This is a genomic window from Asticcacaulis sp. YBE204 (assembly GCF_000495855.1).
Classification (GTDB): Bacteria; Pseudomonadota; Alphaproteobacteria; order Caulobacterales; family Caulobacteraceae; genus Asticcacaulis.
Genome location: NZ_AWGF01000014.1, coordinates 27,639 through 46,224, shown reverse-complemented (window position 1 = coordinate 46,224; position 18,586 = coordinate 27,639). Strand labels below are relative to the sequence as shown.

26 protein-coding genes are annotated in these 18,586 nt (G+C 60.1%); 17 read left to right on the top strand and 9 right to left on the bottom strand.

Annotation, left to right across the window (positions count from 1 at the left end):
• Nucleotides 1–13: 13 nt before the first annotated feature.
• Complete coding sequence (locus AEYBE204_RS35815; RefSeq protein WP_023463456.1) at nt 14–1,990, top strand: bifunctional diguanylate cyclase/phosphodiesterase; 1,977 nt, start codon at nt 14–16, stop codon at nt 1,988–1,990.
• 117 nt (nt 1,991–2,107) lie between these two features.
• Nucleotides 2,108–2,524, top strand: coding sequence for a hypothetical protein (locus AEYBE204_RS35810; RefSeq protein WP_023463455.1), 417 nt, complete (start codon nt 2,108–2,110; stop codon nt 2,522–2,524).
• Between the two features lie 16 nt (nt 2,525–2,540).
• Here AEYBE204_RS35810 and AEYBE204_RS35805 read toward each other — a convergent pair whose 3' ends face one another.
• Nucleotides 2,541–2,960 carry a hypothetical protein gene (locus tag AEYBE204_RS35805; protein ID WP_023463454.1) on the bottom strand — a complete coding sequence of 140 codons (420 nt, stop codon included), beginning with the start codon at nt 2,958–2,960 and terminating at the stop codon, nt 2,541–2,543.
• A 66-nt stretch (nt 2,961–3,026) separates the two neighbouring features.
• Here AEYBE204_RS35805 and AEYBE204_RS40435 point away from each other — a divergent pair, with 66 nt between their 5' ends.
• A complete protein-coding gene (locus AEYBE204_RS40435) occupies nt 3,027–3,164 on the top strand; it encodes a hypothetical protein (RefSeq protein WP_023463453.1) in 138 nt (45 codons plus the stop codon).
• Nucleotide 3,165: 1 nt separating this feature from the next.
• On the opposite strand, the gene AEYBE204_RS35800 is transcribed toward AEYBE204_RS40435, so the two are convergent.
• Entirely contained in the window at nt 3,166–4,701 is a 1,536-nt protein-coding gene (locus AEYBE204_RS35800) for a UbiD family decarboxylase (RefSeq protein WP_023463452.1), read from the bottom strand.
• Nucleotides 4,702–4,961: 260 nt separating this feature from the next.
• On the opposite strand from AEYBE204_RS35800, the gene AEYBE204_RS35795 reads away from it, so the two are divergent.
• Nucleotides 4,962–5,801: an SDR family oxidoreductase gene (locus AEYBE204_RS35795; protein WP_023463451.1), complete on the top strand. Its 840-nt coding sequence runs from the start codon at nt 4,962–4,964 to the stop codon at nt 5,799–5,801.
• Here the strand turns inward: AEYBE204_RS35795 and AEYBE204_RS35790 are convergent.
• Nucleotides 5,798–6,121, bottom strand: a complete 324-nt coding sequence (locus AEYBE204_RS35790) for a low molecular weight protein tyrosine phosphatase family protein (protein WP_023463450.1) — start codon at nt 6,119–6,121, stop codon at nt 5,798–5,800. The genes AEYBE204_RS35795 and AEYBE204_RS35790 overlap by 4 nt on opposite strands.
• A 2-nt stretch (nt 6,122–6,123) precedes the next feature.
• A complete protein-coding gene (locus tag AEYBE204_RS35785; protein ID WP_031231295.1) occupies nt 6,124–7,308 on the bottom strand; it encodes a TIGR03862 family flavoprotein in 1,185 nt (394 codons plus the stop codon).
• Nucleotides 7,309–7,441: 133 nt separating this feature from the next.
• On the opposite strand from AEYBE204_RS35785, the gene AEYBE204_RS35780 reads away from it, so the two are divergent.
• The 9 genes from AEYBE204_RS35780 (at nt 7,442) to AEYBE204_RS35740 (ending at nt 12,515) form a co-directional block, all read left to right on the top strand.
• Nucleotides 7,442–7,648, top strand: a complete 207-nt coding sequence (locus AEYBE204_RS35780) for a DUF2061 domain-containing protein (protein WP_023463448.1) — start codon at nt 7,442–7,444, stop codon at nt 7,646–7,648.
• A 75-nt stretch (nt 7,649–7,723) separates the two neighbouring features.
• Nucleotides 7,724–7,927, top strand: coding sequence for a DUF2061 domain-containing protein (locus AEYBE204_RS35775; RefSeq protein ID WP_023463447.1), 204 nt, complete (start codon nt 7,724–7,726; stop codon nt 7,925–7,927).
• A gap of 114 nt (nt 7,928–8,041) precedes the next feature.
• Complete coding sequence (locus AEYBE204_RS35770) at nt 8,042–8,167, top strand: entericidin A/B family lipoprotein (RefSeq protein ID WP_023463446.1); 126 nt, start codon at nt 8,042–8,044, stop codon at nt 8,165–8,167.
• 19 nt (nt 8,168–8,186) lie between these two features.
• The gene (locus AEYBE204_RS35765) at nt 8,187–8,777 is read left to right on the top strand and encodes a DUF1287 domain-containing protein (RefSeq protein WP_023463445.1); all 591 of its coding nucleotides are present in this window, start codon (nt 8,187–8,189) and stop codon (nt 8,775–8,777) included.
• Nucleotides 8,743–9,345: a hypothetical protein gene (locus AEYBE204_RS35760; RefSeq protein WP_023463444.1), complete on the top strand. Its 603-nt coding sequence runs from the start codon at nt 8,743–8,745 to the stop codon at nt 9,343–9,345. The genes AEYBE204_RS35765 and AEYBE204_RS35760 overlap by 35 nt, the downstream gene beginning before the upstream one ends.
• A gap of 10 nt (nt 9,346–9,355) precedes the next feature.
• Nucleotides 9,356–9,997, top strand: a complete 642-nt coding sequence (locus tag AEYBE204_RS35755) for a glutathione S-transferase family protein (RefSeq protein WP_023463443.1) — start codon at nt 9,356–9,358, stop codon at nt 9,995–9,997.
• 30 nt (nt 9,998–10,027) lie between these two features.
• Nucleotides 10,028–10,930, top strand: a complete 903-nt coding sequence (locus AEYBE204_RS35750; protein ID WP_023463442.1) for a transglutaminase family protein — start codon at nt 10,028–10,030, stop codon at nt 10,928–10,930.
• Nucleotides 10,931–10,932: 2 nt separating this feature from the next.
• Entirely contained in the window at nt 10,933–11,754 is an 822-nt protein-coding gene (locus AEYBE204_RS35745; RefSeq protein ID WP_023463441.1) for a transglutaminase family protein, read from the top strand.
• Entirely contained in the window at nt 11,751–12,515 is a 765-nt protein-coding gene (locus tag AEYBE204_RS35740) for an N-formylglutamate amidohydrolase (protein WP_023463440.1), read from the top strand. The genes AEYBE204_RS35745 and AEYBE204_RS35740 overlap by 4 nt, the downstream gene beginning before the upstream one ends.
• Here the strand turns inward: AEYBE204_RS35740 and AEYBE204_RS35735 are convergent.
• Nucleotides 12,463–13,008 carry an NADPH-dependent FMN reductase gene (locus tag AEYBE204_RS35735; RefSeq protein ID WP_023463439.1) on the bottom strand — a complete coding sequence of 182 codons (546 nt, stop codon included), beginning with the start codon at nt 13,006–13,008 and terminating at the stop codon, nt 12,463–12,465. The two genes, AEYBE204_RS35740 and AEYBE204_RS35735, sit on opposite strands and share 53 nt — an antisense overlap.
• Nucleotides 13,009–13,150: 142 nt before the next feature.
• Between AEYBE204_RS35735 and AEYBE204_RS35730 the strand changes: the two genes are divergently transcribed.
• The gene (locus AEYBE204_RS35730) at nt 13,151–13,828 is read left to right on the top strand and encodes a cation transporter (RefSeq protein ID WP_023463438.1); all 678 of its coding nucleotides are present in this window, start codon (nt 13,151–13,153) and stop codon (nt 13,826–13,828) included.
• Here the strand turns inward: AEYBE204_RS35730 and AEYBE204_RS35725 are convergent.
• From AEYBE204_RS35725 to AEYBE204_RS35715, 3 genes are read right to left on the bottom strand one after another with little or no spacing between them, the layout of a single operon-like run.
• The gene (locus AEYBE204_RS35725) at nt 13,802–14,356 is read right to left on the bottom strand and encodes a uracil-DNA glycosylase family protein (RefSeq protein ID WP_023463437.1); all 555 of its coding nucleotides are present in this window, start codon (nt 14,354–14,356) and stop codon (nt 13,802–13,804) included. The two genes, AEYBE204_RS35730 and AEYBE204_RS35725, sit on opposite strands and share 27 nt — an antisense overlap.
• The gene (locus tag AEYBE204_RS35720) at nt 14,353–14,940 is read right to left on the bottom strand and encodes an SOS response-associated peptidase (RefSeq protein ID WP_023463436.1); all 588 of its coding nucleotides are present in this window, start codon (nt 14,938–14,940) and stop codon (nt 14,353–14,355) included. The genes AEYBE204_RS35725 and AEYBE204_RS35720 overlap by 4 nt, the downstream gene beginning before the upstream one ends.
• Complete coding sequence (locus AEYBE204_RS35715; protein WP_023463435.1) at nt 14,941–15,936, bottom strand: endonuclease/exonuclease/phosphatase family protein; 996 nt, start codon at nt 15,934–15,936, stop codon at nt 14,941–14,943.
• A gap of 96 nt (nt 15,937–16,032) precedes the next feature.
• On the opposite strand from AEYBE204_RS35715, the gene AEYBE204_RS35710 reads away from it, so the two are divergent.
• The 3 genes from AEYBE204_RS35710 to AEYBE204_RS35700 are packed head-to-tail and all read left to right on the top strand — an operon-like array spanning nt 16,033 to nt 17,616.
• A complete protein-coding gene (locus AEYBE204_RS35710; RefSeq protein ID WP_023463434.1) occupies nt 16,033–16,518 on the top strand; it encodes a hypothetical protein in 486 nt (161 codons plus the stop codon).
• Nucleotides 16,519–16,558: 40 nt separating this feature from the next.
• Entirely contained in the window at nt 16,559–17,323 is a 765-nt protein-coding gene (locus AEYBE204_RS35705; RefSeq protein WP_023463433.1) for a pseudouridine synthase, read from the top strand.
• Nucleotides 17,323–17,616, top strand: a complete 294-nt coding sequence (locus AEYBE204_RS35700) for a DUF3144 domain-containing protein (protein ID WP_023463432.1) — start codon at nt 17,323–17,325, stop codon at nt 17,614–17,616. The genes AEYBE204_RS35705 and AEYBE204_RS35700 overlap by 1 nt, the downstream gene beginning before the upstream one ends.
• 37 nt (nt 17,617–17,653) lie before the next feature.
• Here AEYBE204_RS35700 and AEYBE204_RS35695 read toward each other — a convergent pair whose 3' ends face one another.
• Nucleotides 17,654–18,223, bottom strand: coding sequence for a DNA-3-methyladenine glycosylase I (locus AEYBE204_RS35695; protein WP_023463431.1), 570 nt, complete (start codon nt 18,221–18,223; stop codon nt 17,654–17,656).
• Between the last annotated feature and the right edge of the window lie 363 nt (nt 18,224–18,586).

Genomic DNA, 18,586 nt, shown 5'->3' with positions numbered 1-18,586 from the left:
CCGCGAGTTGGCCATGCGCACAGACACCGCATCGATTTCCGTCCTTCGCGACCGGCTTCACCGCCTGTGGCGCGGCGCGACGGCAGGCATTTTACGTCGCCGACGCGCCGAGGCCGTCGATCCGACCGAATTGTTGCGTGAGAAGGTCATCGCCATCCGCCCGATCGTGCGCGGCCTCTGCGGCGTGGTGGGCAGCTATTATTGCCTGATCTTCGTTTCGCATTTTTTCTATGAAAAAGGCATCGCCCTGCCGGTACTGGCCTCTCTGGCAGGGGTAACGGCGCTGATCTGTTTCAGTCTTCTCTTTGTATATACGAAGAAAACCGAGTCCCTGACGCGGTTGGAAATCACCGGCCTGTGCATCAATCTTCTGATGTACAGCAATGTCGTCACCTATCAGAGCCTGCATTTCGAACCGGCCAAACTGATCTATTTCGTCCTGCTGACGCTGGTTTACGCCACCTCCGGCGCGTCGCTGCGCGTGGTGCTGCCGTCGTCGTTTCTGGCGATTTCGACCATGTATATTCTGGCGCACAGTGCCGGTTTTCCGGTGCTCAAACAGCATATCTGGGTCGGTATTGCAGGTATCTTTACCGCGTTCGGCATGGCGGGCATCATGCGCGCGACCATCTTCCGCTCCGTCCATGCCCGAGTCGTCGCCGAAAAGCACCGCCGTGAAGCGCAGATTCTGGCACATTTCGATGCCCTGACCGGTCTGCCCAACCGCCGCAGTTTCTTTGTCGAGTTAGAAAAGGTCATCGAGGGCCGCCGAAAGGGCGGCAGCTTCGATCTGGCCCTGATCGATCTTGACGGGTTTAAGCCGATCAACGACATCTACGGTCACAGCGTCGGCGATGCCCTGCTGATCGAGGTCGGCCACCGTCTGCGCGCTTGTGTCGGCAAAGACGGCACGGTGGCGCGTCTGGGAGGCGACGAATTCGCCTTGATTCTCAAGGGCGCACGATCCGACGAAGCCCTGCGGCAGTTCGGGGCGCTGGTCTGCGACAATCTGCGGGAAACCTATCTGCTCGGCGGCGGTGTGGCCGCCAATATTTCCGCCTCGGTCGGCTTCGTCCATTCGGATGCCGACGAGATGACCGGTTCGCAGTTGCTGGAGCGTGCCGACTACGCCCTTTACTACGCCAAGCAGAATCTGCGCGGCGCGCCCGTGGTCTTCAGTGCCAAACACGAAACCGAGATGCGCGATTTCGGCCTCATCGACCAGACCCTGCGCTCCAGCAATCTGGAACGCGAAATGTATATCGTCTATCAGCCGCAGGTCGACCTCGCCACCCAATCGACCGTCAGCTTCGAAGCTCTGGCGCGCTGGGAATCGGAAAAGCTGGGCGCCGTGCGCCCCGATATCTTCATCCGCGCCGCCGAACGGTCGGGCCTGATCAGTGACATCACGCTGATTTTGCTGCGTAAATCTCTGGTGGCGGTGAAGTCGTGGCCGTCGCATCTGCGCGTCTCGTTCAACCTGTCGGCGCGCGACCTGAGATCGACACGCGCCATCGGGCGGATCTGTGAAACCGTGCTGGCGTCCGGCATCGACCCGACGCGCATCGAATTCGAAGTGACCGAGACCGCCATGCTGACCGACTTCGATCAGGCGGTCGAGGCGCTGGCGCGGCTGAAAAGCATGGGCTGCCGCATCGCGCTCGACGATTTCGGTTCGGGCTATTCCAGCTTCAGCTATATCCACCGTCTGCCGGCAGATAAGATCAAGATCGACCGCAGCTTCGTGACGCAGTTGTTGAAACACGACTCGGCGCAGAAGATCATCAAGACGATCATCGACCTGTGCGGCAACCTGTCGCTCGATCACGTCATCGAGGGCGTGGAGACCGAGGCCGAACTGAAACGCCTGCGCGAGGTCGGTGCGCGTTATATTCAGGGCTATTATTTCGCCAAGCCGATGCGCGCCGAAGAGGTGGCGGGCTATCTGACCAAGGAATATGGCACGGCGACCTTGCGCGAAGCGGTCTGACCTACTCACCCTCTCCCCATTTGGGAGAGGGTGGCGCGTAGCGCCGGGTGAGGGGGACCAGTCAGCCCTTTTAGCGCATCTTATCCCCGCTATGTGTAACCACGTCATCATGGGGACATGACCGACACCTATGCCCCTCTGCACACCCGCCTCATGGCTCAGGCCGACCGTCTTCTGTCCTTCGTCGAAGGCCGCAAGCCCTCGGTGCCGCAGGAGGCCATTGCCCTGCTACGCGCCCTGATCGCCGCCGAGCGCCTGATCCGCCAATTGCACACGCCGTTGGTGAAGACGAAAGGGCGCTCCACGCCCTCAGAGCCGTTGAAGCCTGCCTCCCTCCTCCCTATCGAGCCTTGCGAAGATGGGGAGGAGGGAGCGAGCGAAGCGACGCTGACGGAGGGGGCGGCGCAGCCGCAAATCGCCTCGGATTCTCAATGGCGCAAGGGCTGGTCCGACAAACAGGCGCAGCTACGCGAACAGCGCGCCGCTCGGACCGGTAAATGGCCGGATGGCACGCCGTACAGTAAGACCGGGTAAGCGCTCTGCATTACGTCTATGTCGTAGTCGCAACGGGAGAGCGTTTACGCCAGCCCCGTATTGTCATGAAGACGTGAAACGGAAATCCGACGAGCGGATAATTGCCGAAGAAGAACGGCAATAAAGCGTTGTTTGTGCCGCTATGTGGAAAGGTGACCGGAAGGCTCAGAAGGAGCAGACTGGTGATTTTAAACCCGGCGGCCAACCACAATGCCTTTTGAGGGGATAGGGTTTTTTGCCGTTCCAACCGGAAAATCAGCACCGCGTCTATCAGCAAAAGAACCGCTGTTGGCAGGTGATAGACGGCAAATACGATCTCCGGATAGCCCTCAGACTCCCGACCGCTGAGTTCCCATGCCAAAGGTGTGAAGGCGCATAAAGCACATATCACGACGGCGGTGACGCTAAGGCCCAAAAGAAGCCAGCCGTATTTCATCACATCCCCCTTGAGCCCCCTTTAACTCTTCAACCATATCGGTTAAATCGAATTATGGGGGCGAATATGAAACAAAAAATCTGGCTCTATACAGGTCTCGCGGTTTTGCTGGCTCTGATGGCCGCCGCGCTTTTCATACCGTTCAAAAGTCCGGTGACCATTCGTATCGATTTGCCGCCGCCATCGACGGACAAAGCCCACTAAATTATTTCTTCCAGATCGGCTTGCCGGAGCCCGGTAGTCCCATCGCCGCCCATTTGGCGCTGACGCGGTCGATCACGTCCTGCTCCATATACAGTTCTTCGCCCCATTCGCGGTGGGTTTCCGGCTCCCACTTGTTGGTGGCGTCGAGGCCGACCTTCGAGCCCAGCCCGCTTTCCGGCGAGGCGAAGTCGAGATAGTCGATCGGCGTGTTCTCGATGATCGTCAGGTCGCGCGCCGGGTCCATCCGCGTCGAAACGGCCCACATGACGTCCTTCCAGTCGCGGCAGTTGATGTCGTCATCCACCACGATCAGCCACTTGGTGTACATGAACTGTCTGAGATACGACCACGCGCCCATCATGACGCGCTTGGCGTGGCCGGGATAGGCCTTCTTCATCGAGATGACGGCGATGCGGTACGAACACCCCTCCGGCGGCAGCCAGAAATCGACGATTTCGGGAAACTGCTGACGGATCAACGGGATAAAGACTTCATTTAACGCTTCTCCCAATACCGACGGCTCGTCGGGCGGCCGTCCCGTAAAGGTCGACAGATAGATCGGTTTTTTGCGCATGGTGATGGCCGAAACCTTGAACACCGGGAATTTTTCGACCGAATTGTAATAGCCGGTGTGGTCGCCATAGGGGCCTTCGTCGGCATATTCGTCGAGCAGGACGTGGCCTTCGAGGACGATTTCGGCTTCGGCCGGCACCAGCAGGGGCACGGTTTTGGCCGGAATCAGTTCGGCCTTGGCGCCGCGCAGAAGTCCCGCAAACTGATACTCTGACAAAGTGTCCGGCACTGGCGTCACGGCGGCGAGGATCGTGCCCGGATCGGCCCCCAGCACGACGCAGGCGGGCAGGGGCTCGGTCTTTTTGGCCTTCTTCCAGCGCGCGTGATGCTGCGCGCCGCCGCGGTGGGCCAACCAGCGCATGATGGCCTTGTCCTTGCCCAGCACCTGCATCCGGTAGATGCCGAGATTGAAGTCGTCCTCGCGCGATTCCGACGGCCCTTTGGTGACCACCAACCCCCAGGTGATCAGCGGCGCGGGCTCGCCGGGCCAGCAACCCTGCACCGGCAGCTTCGTCAGATCGATATCGTCGCCGGTCAGGACGACCTCCTGCACAGGGGCCTTCGAGACGGTCTTTGGGCGCATCCCCATGACGGTCTTGGCCAGCGGCAACATGCTGAGGGCGTCCTTGAAGCCGCGCGGGGGTTCCGGTTGACGCAGGAAGGCCAGCAACTCGCCGACTTCGCGCAGGTCCTGCGGATTGGTGCGCTCCTTGCCTTCGAGCGTCACGCCCATCGCCACGCGCTTGACGGTGCCGAACAGGTTGACCAGCACCGGCATGTCGGATTTCGACCCATCGGGCAGCAGGACATTCTCGAACAGCACCGCCGGGCCCTTGTCGGCCAGAAGCCGGGTCTGGATCTCGGTCATTTCAAGGTGCGTCGATACCGGTTCGTTGACCCTGATGAGTTCGCCTTCGCGTTCGAGTTTACTGATGAAATCACGCAGGGATTTGTAGGCGCTCATGACCGGCACTTTCGTAAGAATACGTGCCGAGACATAGGCCGACGGGCGGTGCGTGGCAAGTCTTCTCCGCCCTGTGCTTGCGTGGGGCGGTGGTAAATGCGACACATCCTATACCTCCCTGCACTTTAGTGCGGGGAGGGGGACCGCGCCTGAAAGGCGTGGTGGTGGGGTGTCTTCGGCATTGTCCACCCTACCCGTCGTGGCTTCGCAACGCCACCCTCCCCGCCAGCGGGGAGGTATGATGAGAGGCAGCATCGACTATGATAGATACAAAACTCTTGGTCATCGGGGCGACGAGTCTGGTCGGGCGGCGGTTGCGCGACATCGCCCCCGATGCGATTTTCACCACGCGCAAGCCGAAGCGTTCGGGCGAGGTGTTTCTCGACCTGATGCATCCGGAAGCGTTCGAGGGCAAGGGGTTCGACACGGTCATCGTCACCTCGCCGATCTGGTTGATTACTGAAAACGTACTGGAGGCTTTGTGGCGGCAGGGCATGAAACGGGTTGTCGCCTTTTCGTCGACCTCGCGCTTCAGCAAGACCTTTTCGCCGGAGCCGGAAGAGCGCCGGATCGCCGATCTGCTTAGCGAATCCGAAGCGCGGATCGAGGCCTTTGGCGCCACGCACGATGTTGGCTGGACGATCCTTCGTCCGACCCTGATTTATGATGAAGGCCTGGATCAGAATATCAGCCGTATCGCGCAGACGATTGATCTTTTAGGCTTTTTCCCGGTCTGCGATGGCGCCAAAGGTCTGCGTCAGCCGGTCCATGCCCGTGATCTGGCGAAGGCGGCAGTGCAGGTAATCAATATTGATGTGACGCGTAACAGGGCCTATGATCTCTCCGGCGGTGAGACCCTCAGTTACCGCGACATGGTAGCGCGGATTTTCGCCGCCAAGGATAAGCCCGCACGCATCCTGTCGTTTCCGGCGGCGTTGTGGAAGCTGGGTTTCGGTGTGCTGGGGATTATCAAACCGGGCGCGACGTTGAAAAATAATGTCAATATGGCATTGCGGATGAACACCGATCTGGTCTTCGATCACACCGCGGCCACGCGCGATTTCGGTTACGATCCGGCGATTTTCAAGCCGGATTTTTAACGTAGGTGAGGTGTTACCCGCGCCTTGAGCAAGGTGATCAGGATGGGGTCCATATAGTCGTAGTCGTCGGGGATGTTCAGGCAGATGACTTTCGCCTTGCCGATATAGGCCTTGAAGCGCTTGCTGAGTTTGTTGCGGTGCGCCTTTTCCATAACGAAGATGATGTCCACGCCCTCGAAATGCTCCGGTGTCAGAGGTTCTGCCGCATCGGCCCCCAGCCCGGCGGACGCGACCTCAAGATTCGGGTACTGCGAAAAGACCTGCTCAGCGGTTGGGCTGCGTAGTTTGTTGGCGGTGCAGAGAAAAAGAAGACGTTGCATATCTATCGCTTCAATATGGCGCGGGCTGTCCAGACCGCCTGACTGAAACAGGCTTGCAGCAGATAGCCGCCGGTGGGGGCTTCCCAGTCGAGCATTTCGCCGATGGCGTAAGTGCCGGGTAGGGCTTTCAGTTCATAATCCGGTGTCACGGCGTCGAAGCGGATGCCGCCCGCCGAGGAAATGGCGCGCTCCAGCGCTTGCGCGCCGGTCAGGGTCACGGGCGCGGCTTTTATGAGCGCGGGTGTAATCTCCTGACCCGTTTCGCGCAGCAGGGCGATGGCGGCGGGCGACAGATTAAGTGTTTTGCGTAACTTGTTGCTTAAACTATCATTTTTAGCCCCTCGCGACAGTTTGTTGACGATCTGGGCCTCGCTCAGTTCCGGTTTGAGGTCGATCAGCAGAGTTGCCGAGCCCTTACGCGCGATCGTGTCGCGCAAGGCGGCCGCATGGGCATAGACCGCGCCGCCCTCTATCCCTTGGCGCGTCAGCATCAGCTCGCCCTTGCGTACACGGCCTTCGTAGGTGAGCGCGATGGGTTTTAGCGGTTCTCCGGCGAAGCGGTCGCGGAAATGCTCGCTCCACGTGACGGTGAAACCCATATTGGCGGCCTTGAGCGGCGCGATTTCGACACCGCGCGCACCTAAAATGTCGGTCCAGCCACCGTCCGAACCCAGCTTCGGCCACGACGCCCCGCCCAAAGCCAGAACGATAATATCGGGCCGGACTTCGACCGTCTTGTCCCCATGCGCGAAGACGAGGGCATTATCGGCCCAGCCTGTCCACGCGTGGCGCAGATGAAACCGCACGCCCTGCGCCTCCAGCCGTTTGAGCCAGGCGCGCAGCAGCGGTGAGGCCTTGAGCGCCTTCGGGAACACACGGCCTGAACTGCCGACGAAGGTTTCGGCCCCGAGCGCATCGGCCCAGTCGCGCAGGTCCTTGGGCGTGAAGGCTTCAATGGTCGGTTTGACCTGCGTCGCGCGGTTGCCGTAGCGCCCGATAAAGGCGGCCAGCGGCTCGGAATGGGTCAGGTTCAGCCCGCCGCGTCCGGCCATCAGGAACTTGCGCGCCACCGAGGCCATCCGGTCGTAGATATCGACGCGGTAACCATGGGCGCTGAGGATTTCGGCGAGCATCAGACCGGCAGGACCGGCACCGATCACGGCAATGGTTTTGGGGGCAGGGGACATACCGGTGTTTAGGCGTAAGGCGTAGGGCATGGCAAGTCTATAGATTTCGGTTATGAAAAATCAAAAAATTATCGATTTTTCTTTGAATTGGGTCAGCGCTAATCTCAAATCATAGCCCTGAAGGAGACTTGCCATGCGTCTGTTCGCCAAAACCCTGTCCTACGGTACGATCCACGTCGCCGTGGCCTCGACCGTTGCCTATGTCCTGACCGGCAACTGGGCCATCGCACTCGGGATCGGTCTTTTGGAGCCGATGGTGCAGACGCTCGTTTTTCCGCTGCATGAATATATCTGGGAACGCAAAGTGCCGGAAAAGCTGTCGCTGGCTCATCACCACTAGGCATGGTTTTACAAATCCATCTTGTGCAAATGAGAATTATTATTATATTCTTGTGGAAATGTACAAGGGGCGCCCATGCGGCTGTTGTTCAAGACCCTGACCTATGGTGTTCTGCATGTCGGTGTGGCGACCGGTGTGGCCTATGTGCTGACGGGTAATCTGGCGATTTCTCTGGGGATCGGTCTGCTGGAACCCTGCGTGCAGACTCTGGTCTTCCCATTGCACGAATATCTGTGGGAGCGAAAATCGGGCCGGATTCAGTGGTTTCACAAGCACTGATTTTATTGATTTCTTACGCTCTCCTTATCTTTGGAGATGCGCTCAATAATTGCCATAATCGCCCCGCAGACTTACCCCGGTCGAACCTGCCCTTTTTCACGAAGGTTCGAAGCCATGAAACGTATCATTATCATTTCGCTGATCGCCATGCTGCCGGTGCTTTCGGCTTGTAACACCATCAAGGGCGTCGGCCGCGATATCGAATCGGTCGGCGATGCTCTGGATAAGGCGGCCAGCTAGACCGTTCTGAGGGGGATGCTTGGATCGCCGGACCGTTTTATGGGGTTTGCCCGCCATAGCCGTGACTGCGCAGGCGCAACCCCAGTCGAAAGCCGCCCGGCTGCTGGCGGCGGCGCACGCCCAGACGAAGACCCGAGTCACCTACGATCCGACCTATACGCGCATCCCTTATCCCAATGGCGATGTGGCTCCGGACAAGGGCGTCTGCACCGACGTCGTCATCCGCGCCTATCGGAGCCTTGGGATAGATTTGCAGCGCCTTGTCCACGAAGATATGGCGAAAAATTTCAGGCTGTACCCCAAGGCCTGGGGGCTGAAAAAGCCCGACCCCAATATCGACCACCGCCGGGTGCCGAACCTTGAGGTCTTTTTCCGGCGCTTTGCCGCGGTGCGCCCCTTAAGTCGGAAGCCGGAAGACTATCAACCCGGCGATCTGGTGACGTGCCGTATCATCGGCTCCCACCTGCCGCATATCATGATCGTGTCGGACCAACTGGCTTTTATGAGCCGGAACCGCTATCAGGTGATCCATAATATCGGGGCGGGCCCGAAGCAGGAAGACCAGTTATTTCTCCATGACCTCACAGGACACTACCGTTTCGAACTCTGATCAGGCCCCTGAAGCGGAATGGGACACCCAGCACGGCCTGAGGCCTCTGGTCAACTTCCTGAAGCAGGCGCGCAACCATTATCTCGATCAGTTCCGCTCCTTTGTCGAAAACCAGCGCAAGGCGGGCTATGCCGGCGAGCCGGAAGCCCTGTTGCAAACCGACGACGACACGCTGTTCGACCGGTTTCTGGTCGCCGACTACCTGATCACTTCGGCCAATCCGCACGTGGTGCGCTTCGAGCCGTCGCGGATGTTGTCGTTTTCGCCGATGGTGGTGATATTAAACGGCATGACGGTGACGATCGAGCGCCTGCGCTGGGACGATGTGGTGGTGATCAGCGACGTGGCCCTGCCGAGCAAAGAGGCCTTGCAGGTGTGGTTCGAGGACTGGACCGAGCCGCGCGGCAATCCCGAAGATCACCATGCGCCTCTGGCCAATGTCCTGCATAGCGTGCGGTTCGAACACGGTCAGTTTAGGATCGATTTCGGCTCGGCCCTGCCCAAGGCGCTGGTCGATCTGTTCATCCTGCTGCACGAGTCCGGGGCCCGGGATGTAAAGCTGATTTAGGAGGTTTGCCATGACCATAACCATCAGCGTTTTCGATCGGTCGCCTGACGGTGGTAAGGGGCTGGCGCGCGATACGCGCGTCCGCTGGGCTATGGAGGAGGTCGGCCAGCCGTATGAGGTGCGCGGGGTTTCGTTCGCCGCCATGAAAGAGCCGGCGCATCTGAGCCGTCATCCGTTCGGGCAGATTCCGACCTATGAAGAGGGTGATCTGGTGCTCTTCGAGACCGGCGCTATCGTGCTTCATATCGCGCAAAATCACGCCGGTCTATTACCGAAAGAGGCCGATGCCCGGGCGCGGGCGGTCATGTGGATGTTCGCCGCGACCAACACGGTCGAGCCGCCGATCCTCGAACTGGCCAATGCTGTACTGCTGGAGCGCGATAAGCCTTGGAATGCCGAGCGTTTGCCGCTGGTCAAGGACCGCGTTCGTGATCGTCTGCGTCAGTTGTCGGCCCGTCTCGGCGACGTGGAGTGGCTTGATGGGGCATTCAGCGCGGGTGATTTGATGATGGTCTCGGTGCTGCTCCGGTTGCGGGCGTCGGGCCTGCTTGACGAATTTGAAAACCTGGCCGCCTATGTCGCGCGCGGCGAGGCGCGTCCGGCCTATCAGCGGGCCTTCGCGGCGCAGTTGGCGCTCAATACCCGCATGTAATTTTAACATTCGTTCTGGGATAAGGGCGCCATGACCCGGCTGCGCGTCCATCACGTCACCACCTATACCTATCGCCGACCTGTGGGCTTCGGCCAGCACCGCCTGTTGTTTCGACCCCGCGACAGTCAGGACCAGCGGCTGATTTCGGCCAGCCTGCGCATCCATCCGGAACCGAGCGACCTCTTCTGGATCCACGACGTCTTCAACAACTGTATTGCCGTGGCCGAGTTTGAAACCGAGTCGGATGTCCTGCGCTTCGATACGACCATTGTGCTGGATCACACGCATCAGCAGGCCCTGCATTTTCGTACCGACGAGGAGGCGCGTATCTGGCCGTTTACCTACGAGGACGAGCATCTGCCCGACCTCGCACCCTCGATGCAGCGGCAATATCCCGACGACGTGACCGAGGCCTGGGCGCGACGCTTCGTCAATCCGGCAGGGCCGACCGTGACGGCGCAGTTGCTGGAGGACCTGACCCACGCCATCAGGCAGGATTTCAAATATATCCGCCGCACCAATCCGGGGACGCAAACGCCGGAAATGACGCTCTATTCCCTGAGCGGCACCTGCCGCGACTATGCGCTGCTGATGATCGAGGCGGTGCGCTCGTTGGGCTTCGCCGCGCGCTTCGTGACGGGCTATATCTATTCCCCGGCGCGCGATGGCGCGGGTAATTTGGGGGGCGGCGCGACCCACGCCTGGGTGCAGGTCTTCCTGCCCGGTGCCGGCTGGGTCGAGTTCGATCCGACCAACGGCATTATCGGCAATCGCGACCTGATCCGCGTCGGCGTCACTCGCACCCCCTATCAGGCTATACCTTTATGGGGAACGCACACCGGAAGCCGCATCGATTCTTTAGGCATGGATGTTCAGGTTAACGTTACCACGCTGGAGAGCGCGGACCCGACGACCTCCCCATCCGAAGAGTGACCATGAAAATCAAAGCGGGTTATACCCTGACCTATGACTGCCCGCAGCCGACGCCGATGCTGCTGTGCCTCAACGTTCATCCGTCGCGCCGCGCCGACCTTTTGACGCCGCAGGTGGTGCAGTTTTCGCCAGAGATCGAATCCTGGACCTATGCCGATCCGTTCGGCAATGCCTGTACGCGCATCACGGCCCCCGCAGGGCCGCTGACCATCTCTTCCGAATTTACCATCTACGACACGGGTCTGCCCGACTACGTGCCGTATGATGCGGTTCAGCACGAGGTGCGCGACCTGCCCGACGAGGTGCTGGTCTATCTGCTCGGCTCGCGCTATTGCGAGACCGACCGCCTCACCGATATCGCCTGGGCGTTGTTCGGACAGACGCAAGCGGGATGGCCGCGGGTGCAGGCGATCCTCGATTTCGTCCACCACCATATCCGCTTCGATTATCAACTGGCCGACCGCCGCCGCAGCGCCTACGGGGCCTATGAGGAGCGGGTAGGGGTGTGCCGCGACTTCGCGCATCTGGCCCTGACGCTGTGCCGTTGCATGAATATCCCCGCGCGTTACTGCACCGGTTATCTAGGCGACATCAAGGTCGCGCCGGTCCCGGCACCGATGGACTTTTCCGGCTGGTTCGAGGTCTATCTCGGCGGCCACTGGTACACGGCGGACGCCCGCCACAACACGCCGCGCGTCGGGCGCATCCTGATGGCCGTGGGGCGCGACGCCACCGATGTGGCTATCTCGACGCAGTTCGGTCCGGCGACCCTGACGCGGTTCGAGGTCGTTACCGATGAAGTGCTGATGGACGAGGTAGCGTGAGCGATTGGCCTGCACCGGTCGAGATTCTGAACCCGGACGGAGCTTCGGACATCGTGCTTCTGTGCGAACATGCGTCGAATTTCATCCCTGTTGAATATGCGGGATTGGGCCTCGGTGCGGATGATCTTCAGCGCCACATCGCCTGGGACCCCGGTGCGGCGGAGGTGACCCGGCGGTTGTCGGCGGTATTGGATGCTCCGGCGTTTTTGGGGACGTTTTCGCGGCTGCTGATCGACCTGAACCGGCCTTTGGGGACGCCCGGCAGCATCGTTACGCGCTCCGAGGCTACGGATATCCCAGGTAATCTTGTGCTCGATCCCGGCGCAATCCAGCGCCAGACCGAGCGGATATTCACGCCGTTCCATGCAGCGGTGACGGCCTGTCTCGATGCCCGACAGGGCCGCCCGACACGGCTGGTCAGTATCCACAGCTTTACGCCGGTCTATCTCGGCGTGACGCGTCCGTGGCAGGGCGGTGTCCTGTTCGGCGAGGCGAAGGCGTTCGGCGAGGCATTGGTCGCGCGGTTGATGGCGCAGGGGCTGAATGTCGGGGCCAATGTGCCCTATCAGACCGATCGCGCGGAGGACTATGCCGTGCCGATACATGGCGACGATCGCGGCCTCCCGGCGGTGCTGATCGAAATCCGCAACGACCTGATTGCGGACGATCAGGGCGTGGCCGCGTGGACCGCCGCCCTGCGTGCGGCTCTTATTTCCGCAGCGTTATCTCGGCCAGAAGGCGATCCAGAGACGACAGGATGAACTTCAGGTTGGTCTCGTCGGCGAAATCGCCGTCGACGAACTTCTTGTCGATCCCGGCGATGACGACTTCGGCTCCGCCGAGCGGATGCGCGCCGATGGCCGCCAGCGTGCCGCGGATCTGCGACTGGGCGCGGACACCGCCGGTCGAACCGGGCGAGGTGGTGATGATCAGCACCGGCTTGCCGACCAGAGCCGCCTTGCCGTAGGGACGCGACAGCCAGTCGATGATGTTCTTGGTCGAACCCGGCATGGCGTAGTTATATTCCGGGCTGGCGATGATGATGCCGTCGGCGGCATTGACCTGCGCGCGCAGGGTTTCGACCGCGGCCGGGTTCGGCTCGACATCGAGGTCCTGATTATAGACGGGCACGTCCACGACATCGGCGACTTCGATTTCGACGCCGTCGGGCGCGGTCTTCGCCAGGGTCCGCAGCAGGGCGGTGGTGTGCGAAGCCTTGCGCAGGGCACCGGAAATGGCAATCAGCTTGGTCATATCAAGAACTCCGAAATCTAATCTGTAATTGTGCAAGATACAGCCCTTGCATCGGCGAAGGGAACCCCGAAATGCAGAGAACCGCATAATTTGTTTGCCAAGTCAGTTCGGCAATCCTCTTATGCGTATCAAGGAGCTTCGCATGAGCCACGACCACGCCCCCGGCGCGCACTGCCATCACGACCACGACCATGACCACGGGCACGGTCACGTCCACGATCATTCCGATCCTGTGGTCGATCCGCAGTACCGCAAGGTCTTGTGGTGGGTGATGCTCATCAATGCTGCGATGTTCTTCGTCGAGATCGGCGCGGGGTATCAGAGCCTGTCGAAATCGTTGCTCGCCGATTCGCTCGACTTCGCCGGCGACGCCATCAATATCGCGCTCAGCCTGTTCGTCCTGACAGCCTCGGTGCCGACGCGGGCGAAGATGTCGCTGTTCAAGGCGGCGTCGATGTTTCTGTTCGCGCTGTGGATCATGGGGGCGACCCTGTGGCAGGTCTATACGGGCGATGTCCCCAAAGCCGAGATCATGGGCCTCATCAGCGTGCTGGCCGTCGCGGCGAATCTGTTGTCGGCGTGGTGGCTGTATAAATTCCGCGAGGGCGATTCCAATATGATGTCGGTATGGCTGTGCGCGCGTAATGACGCCGTCGGCAATGTGTTGGTCATGGGCGCGGCGGTGGGGGTCTTTTTCACGCACAATACCCTGCCGGACGCCATCGTGGCGCTGGTCATGGTCGCGATGGGGCTACAAGCGGCGACGCAGATCGCCCGACGGGCGTGGGGCGAACTACAGGCCAGCAAGGCGGGCGCGTAGGGCCGGAACGGTTTCGGCCTCGAACCACGGGTGCTTTTTCAGCCAGATGCCGTTGCGCGGCGAGGGATGAACCAGCGGAAAGAATGCGTCGTAGGTGTCGGCTTGCCGCACGCGCTCGGTCAGGCTGAGGCGATCGTCGAGATAGGCGTTTTGCGCATATTGCCCGATCAGCAGCGTTAGTTCGATATTCGGCAAGGTCTCAAGAACGCGCTTATGCCACAAAGGTGCGCATTCCGGACGCGGCGGATTATCGCCGGATTTACCCCTGCCGGGATAACAGAACCCCATCGGCATGATGGCGATTTTAGACGTGTCGTAAAAGGATTCTGACGACATCTGCATCCAGTCGCGCAGTCGCTCGCCCGACTTATCGTCCCATGGAATGCCGGATGCGTGGACCTTCGTGCCGGGGGCCTGACCGATGATCAGGACGCGCGCAGAAGGATTATCGGCGCGCACCACCGGCCTCGGCCCCAGCGGCAGGTCTGTGCAAGCACGGCAGGTGGCGATTTCGTCGAGCAGGCTCAAAACAGGCTCGTTTGCACGTCGCCGACGGGCTCGAAGCGGTAAAAATCCTCCGGCGGCAAGGCCGGGTCGAACAGGTCGTTGTGGAGCCACGCCTGCCATTGCCGCCGCCCCACGACGACCGGTTCGCGGTCGTGGATGGTCGCCATCTGCGTCCCGGCAGCGCGGGTCAGGACCGTGAAGGTGTCGCCTTCCCATAGACCGGCCAGAACCAGCGGTTCATTGTCTTTGCGGGTGATCGTCCATTTCTGGCGAGATGCGGCGGGCCCCGACCATTCGTGAAACCCGGCGACCGGCACCAGCGCATGGCGTCGGGCAAAGGCGTCCTTGAACGTCGGCCTTTCGGCAGCGGTCTCGATGCGGGCATTGAAGGTCGCGGCCTTTTGCGGCGCGGTCGCCCATGCTGGCACAAGGCTCCAGCTCTTGGTGCTCAGCACCGGGCCTTGCGTGATGATCGGGTAGGCGTCGGTCGGTTTGACTACGCCCTCGTTATACGCCTCGATGATCACCGCGATGACTTCATCCGAGAAGCCCAGACTTTTCAGGAAGTCGATCCATATTTTAAGCGCCAGCAACTGTCCGCACATTTACTTTGCTCTGCTCACCACGATATCGGCGCGAACGGGGAAATGGTCTGAGCCTATATCCTTCAACACCTCAAGCTCACCATAGACGATATCCTTAGCGAAGATATGGTCGATCTGGATCGCCAGAGGCGGCATATGTACTGGCCAGCTATAGGCCCAGCCAAGCGGAGTGCTGACCCGGTTCAGGCCCTTGCCGGTCAGCGGCTTAAGCGAGGCCGACCACAGGGTGGCGTTGAGGTCGCCCGCTATGATGATGGGCTTTGGGCTGTTCTGCGCCAGATCGGCAAGGGTTTGCAGATAAAGCCGGTTTTCGAGATTATATCGTCCACTGATCGGTGGAATCGGATGCGCCGCCAGCAGCACATAGTCGTCGAACTCCACCCGCATCAACGGCAGTTGAAGATCGCCGACAAGGACGGTCTGCGCGGTGAACGGCGCGGTGGCGTAGATGGCCATGCCGAAATTATCGCGACGCGGCGCTTCATGCCTGTACGGATATTGAAGCGCCTCCGGATCGGCATCGCCCCGTTCTTGTTCCGAAAGGTTCGTATCAACGTGTTTAAGGGTGTCGAGCGACAGGCCGTCGAGCCAGCCCTGATCCACTTCGGTCAGAACGAGCACATCGGGTGGCGACGAGGTGATCACGCGACGCAGGGTCTGAAAGTTACGGTTGGACGTCAGGACGTTGGCGGACAACAGGTCAACACGGGTATAGGGCTGAAAAACCACAGACACCATTTCGCCGCGCGTCACCGCTGGGAAGGCCGCCAGCCGGACGCCAATCGGCAAGGCATTCAATAGGATGATGGCCGTGGCCAATCCTATGGGCAGCTTGCGTCGGGCCAAAAGCGCCAGAGGCAATAATAGGACACCGGCCAGCAATGCCTGAGGCCGGAAGGGCGTCAGCAGGTCGAAAGCCCAGTATTGCCCGCCGAGAAAGGCGAGGATGGTATAAACGAGCCCCAGCCCCAAAATTCCGGTTAAAATCTGACGCATTGTTTCCCCCGCCCTTACAGCCGTTGTAACTGGTTATGGACTACCGTTACGGCTATGAGGTCATGATACAGCTTATTGTCAGCCGGGGAATTGGTAATGCGCGCGGGATTCATATCGTTGGTAAGCATCGCCCTTATCGGGGTATCGGGTCAGGCGCTTGCCGACGACGCGACGCTGAACGTCATGACCAACCGGGGCTGGACCTGCCAGGGGGCGTGGTACAACAGGGCGGCCAGCGATAACCGCGTCTATTTCACCTTCGGCATTTGGGCGGAGCCCAGACCCGACAACCGTCTGAGCGGCGACGCCAAGATGGTCTATAAGCTCGACGGGCGGAACTATTCGGCGATGTATCGCAGCGGCGGCTTCGTTTTCGACAATGCCGAGGACGGCACGGGCTTCTATTTCGAGGACTTCGCCATCACGCAAAAGGACGATATCACGTCGTTCGATATGCAGTGGATCGACCATCTCAAGGTCAGCGTGAAAGCTGTCGGCAAGGGCGCGAACATGTACCTCGAAGGCTATGTCCTGACGCGGGCCGAGACCTACGAGCCGCTACGCTGCGTGGCGGGTTCATAAAACCGTAGCCGTCAGGCCGCTTTTTCGCTATCAGCGGCGCATGTCCCTATCCCGCACCTATACCGGCTCTGAGCCGATCCGTCTCAACAAATGGCTGGCGCAGTCGGGCGTCTGTTCACGGCGTGAGGCCGACGCCTTCATCGCCGACGGGCTGGTGTCGGTCGATGGCGAGGTGGTGCGCGACGCGGGCCGCAAGGTTGAGAGCGGTCAGACGGTCACCTTCAATCCGGCGGCGCAGAGTGAGATCGATAACAAGCTCACCGTCATCTACCACAAGCCGGTCGGTATCGTTTCGGGTCAGCCGGAAGCGGGGGAAACGCCGGCCGTGCGCATGATCCGCCGTCCCAATCACTACGGACAACTCACCGTCTGGCCGGATCAGAACTCGAAACTGGCCCCCATCGGGCGGCTGGATAAAGATTCGCGCGGGCTGTTGATCCTGTCCGAGGACGGGGTGATCGCCAAGGCCATCATCGGTCCGGACAGCGAGCTTGAGAAGGATTACACCGTCCGCGTCAAGGGCCCGATCTTCGAGGCCAAGCTGAAATGGCTGCGCCACGGGCTGGAGCTGGACGGGCGCAAGCTGAAACCGGCGGTGGTCGAACAGGTCGGCGAACAGGTCCTGCGCTTTGTGCTTCAGGAAGGCCGCAATCGTCAGATTCGCCGCATGTGCGACATGTGCGAGTTGCGCGTCATCGATCTTTACCGTTCGCGCATCGGCCCGGTCCAGATCGGCGACCTGCCCGAAGGCCAGTGGCGGCTGCTGACGACGGAAGAACGCGCGGCCTTAATGGGAGGGAAATAATGAGCGATAACAATTCGCCCGACGAACAATTCTGGGACATTGCCGATAGCTTCATCGCGCTGGCCAATCAGCATCAGGCGCAGGTAGGTCCACACAGAACGAGTGCCTGCCTTTTATATGCGGCTTCGCGCTATAATGCTTTTGTTGTGGCAGATGCGGCTGAAACCCAAGTCGATATGATGCGTGACCGGGACGCGGCGCGCGCCTATTTCATCGATCAATACACCAAGATGCTGGATGAAAACCTGAACGACTGGGTTGAAAACTTTAGTGGGTACACAGGGCGCAGGTGATGGGTGCAGGGGCTGTGCCCCTGCCCGCCGGAGGCCCTTACTTTGCCGCCTTGAAACAGGTCGCTACATGGTCGTCGACTAGCCCGACCGCCTGCATATAGGCGTAGAGGATGGTCGAGCCGACAAAGCTCATGCCGCGCTTTTTCAGGTCTTTCGATAAAGCGTCCGATTCGGGCGTCGAGGCCGGGACGTCTTTTAGCGTCTGCGGACGGTTCAGTTTCGGCGCGCCGTCGACGAAGCGCCACAGATACGCGTCGAAGCTGCCGAACTCTGTCTGGATGGCGATGAAGGCGAGGGCGTTCTTGCGCACCGACCAGATTTTCAGCCGGTTGCGGATAATGCCTTCGTCGGACATGCGCGCCTCAAGCTCTTCGTCGGTAAAGGCCGCGCAGGCCGCGATATCGAAATCTTTGAAGGCGGCGCGGTAGTTGTCGCGGCGTTTGAGGATCGTTTCCCAGCTCAGGCCGGCCTGTGCCCCTTCGAGAATTAGCATCTCGAACAGCTTTTGGTCACCGTGCAGCGGCACGCCCCATTCGTGGTCGTGATAATGGACGTAGTGCGGCTTGCTTTCATTGACCCAGCCGCAGCGTATCTTGCCGTCGCTCATAAGTTCTCTCCGGTATTGGTGCCTGTCTAGTACGCGCCGGGCCCGGTTCTGTCAGCAGGATGATTGTGGCCGCAAGGCGAAATTTTTCAGCCGCCTGTGACGTTTCAAACACATAAGAACTTCCGTGACTTACGAAATTTTTATGAAAACAGAGCCCGACCATATGATTTTTTTGCGCAGGGTGTCGATTTTTAAAATCGGTTGTCAGAAATGTGGCCGTTCCTAACGGCGCGGATTCCGGCATTTGAATCTGCAACTTAGTTGCAAATTCACTCTTCGCATCCGCGATATCGGCGTCAGAACGCGGCGACTTTATGGCTGCGCACCGGCATTATGACCAAAGTCTGTTTTACCGCATTGCGA

Bases quoted from the DNA above. Each gene is read 5' to 3' on its own strand.
- AEYBE204_RS35815 (WP_023463456.1), top strand. From the start codon at position 14: ATGCGCACAGACACCGCATCGATTTCCGTCCTTCGCGACCGGCTTCAC.
- AEYBE204_RS35810 (WP_023463455.1), top strand. From the start codon at position 2,108: ATGACCGACACCTATGCCCCTCTGCACACCCGCCTCATGGCTCAGGCC.
- AEYBE204_RS35805 (WP_023463454.1), bottom strand. From the start codon at position 2,960: ATGAAATACGGCTGGCTTCTTTTGGGCCTTAGCGTCACCGCCGTCGTG.
- AEYBE204_RS40435 (WP_023463453.1), top strand. From the start codon at position 3,027: ATGAAACAAAAAATCTGGCTCTATACAGGTCTCGCGGTTTTGCTGGCT.
- AEYBE204_RS35800 (WP_023463452.1), bottom strand. From the start codon at position 4,701: ATGAGCGCCTACAAATCCCTGCGTGATTTCATCAGTAAACTCGAACGC.
- AEYBE204_RS35795 (WP_023463451.1), top strand. From the start codon at position 4,962: ATGATAGATACAAAACTCTTGGTCATCGGGGCGACGAGTCTGGTCGGG.
- AEYBE204_RS35790 (WP_023463450.1), bottom strand. From the start codon at position 6,121: ATGCAACGTCTTCTTTTTCTCTGCACCGCCAACAAACTACGCAGCCCA.
- AEYBE204_RS35785 (WP_031231295.1), bottom strand. From the start codon at position 7,308: ATGTCCCCTGCCCCCAAAACCATTGCCGTGATCGGTGCCGGTCCTGCC.
- AEYBE204_RS35780 (WP_023463448.1), top strand. From the start codon at position 7,442: ATGCGTCTGTTCGCCAAAACCCTGTCCTACGGTACGATCCACGTCGCC.
- AEYBE204_RS35775 (WP_023463447.1), top strand. From the start codon at position 7,724: ATGCGGCTGTTGTTCAAGACCCTGACCTATGGTGTTCTGCATGTCGGT.
- AEYBE204_RS35770 (WP_023463446.1), top strand. From the start codon at position 8,042: ATGAAACGTATCATTATCATTTCGCTGATCGCCATGCTGCCGGTGCTT.
- AEYBE204_RS35760 (WP_023463444.1), top strand. From the start codon at position 8,743: ATGACCTCACAGGACACTACCGTTTCGAACTCTGATCAGGCCCCTGAA.
- AEYBE204_RS35755 (WP_023463443.1), top strand. From the start codon at position 9,356: ATGACCATAACCATCAGCGTTTTCGATCGGTCGCCTGACGGTGGTAAG.
- AEYBE204_RS35750 (WP_023463442.1), top strand. From the start codon at position 10,028: ATGACCCGGCTGCGCGTCCATCACGTCACCACCTATACCTATCGCCGA.
- AEYBE204_RS35745 (WP_023463441.1), top strand. From the start codon at position 10,933: ATGAAAATCAAAGCGGGTTATACCCTGACCTATGACTGCCCGCAGCCG.
- AEYBE204_RS35735 (WP_023463439.1), bottom strand. From the start codon at position 13,008: ATGACCAAGCTGATTGCCATTTCCGGTGCCCTGCGCAAGGCTTCGCAC.
- AEYBE204_RS35730 (WP_023463438.1), top strand. From the start codon at position 13,151: ATGAGCCACGACCACGCCCCCGGCGCGCACTGCCATCACGACCACGAC.
- AEYBE204_RS35720 (WP_023463436.1), bottom strand. From the start codon at position 14,940: ATGTGCGGACAGTTGCTGGCGCTTAAAATATGGATCGACTTCCTGAAA.
- AEYBE204_RS35715 (WP_023463435.1), bottom strand. From the start codon at position 15,936: ATGCGTCAGATTTTAACCGGAATTTTGGGGCTGGGGCTCGTTTATACC.
- AEYBE204_RS35710 (WP_023463434.1), top strand. From the start codon at position 16,033: ATGCGCGCGGGATTCATATCGTTGGTAAGCATCGCCCTTATCGGGGTA.
- AEYBE204_RS35705 (WP_023463433.1), top strand. From the start codon at position 16,559: ATGTCCCTATCCCGCACCTATACCGGCTCTGAGCCGATCCGTCTCAAC.
- AEYBE204_RS35700 (WP_023463432.1), top strand. From the start codon at position 17,323: ATGAGCGATAACAATTCGCCCGACGAACAATTCTGGGACATTGCCGAT.
- AEYBE204_RS35695 (WP_023463431.1), bottom strand. From the start codon at position 18,223: ATGAGCGACGGCAAGATACGCTGCGGCTGGGTCAATGAAAGCAAGCCG.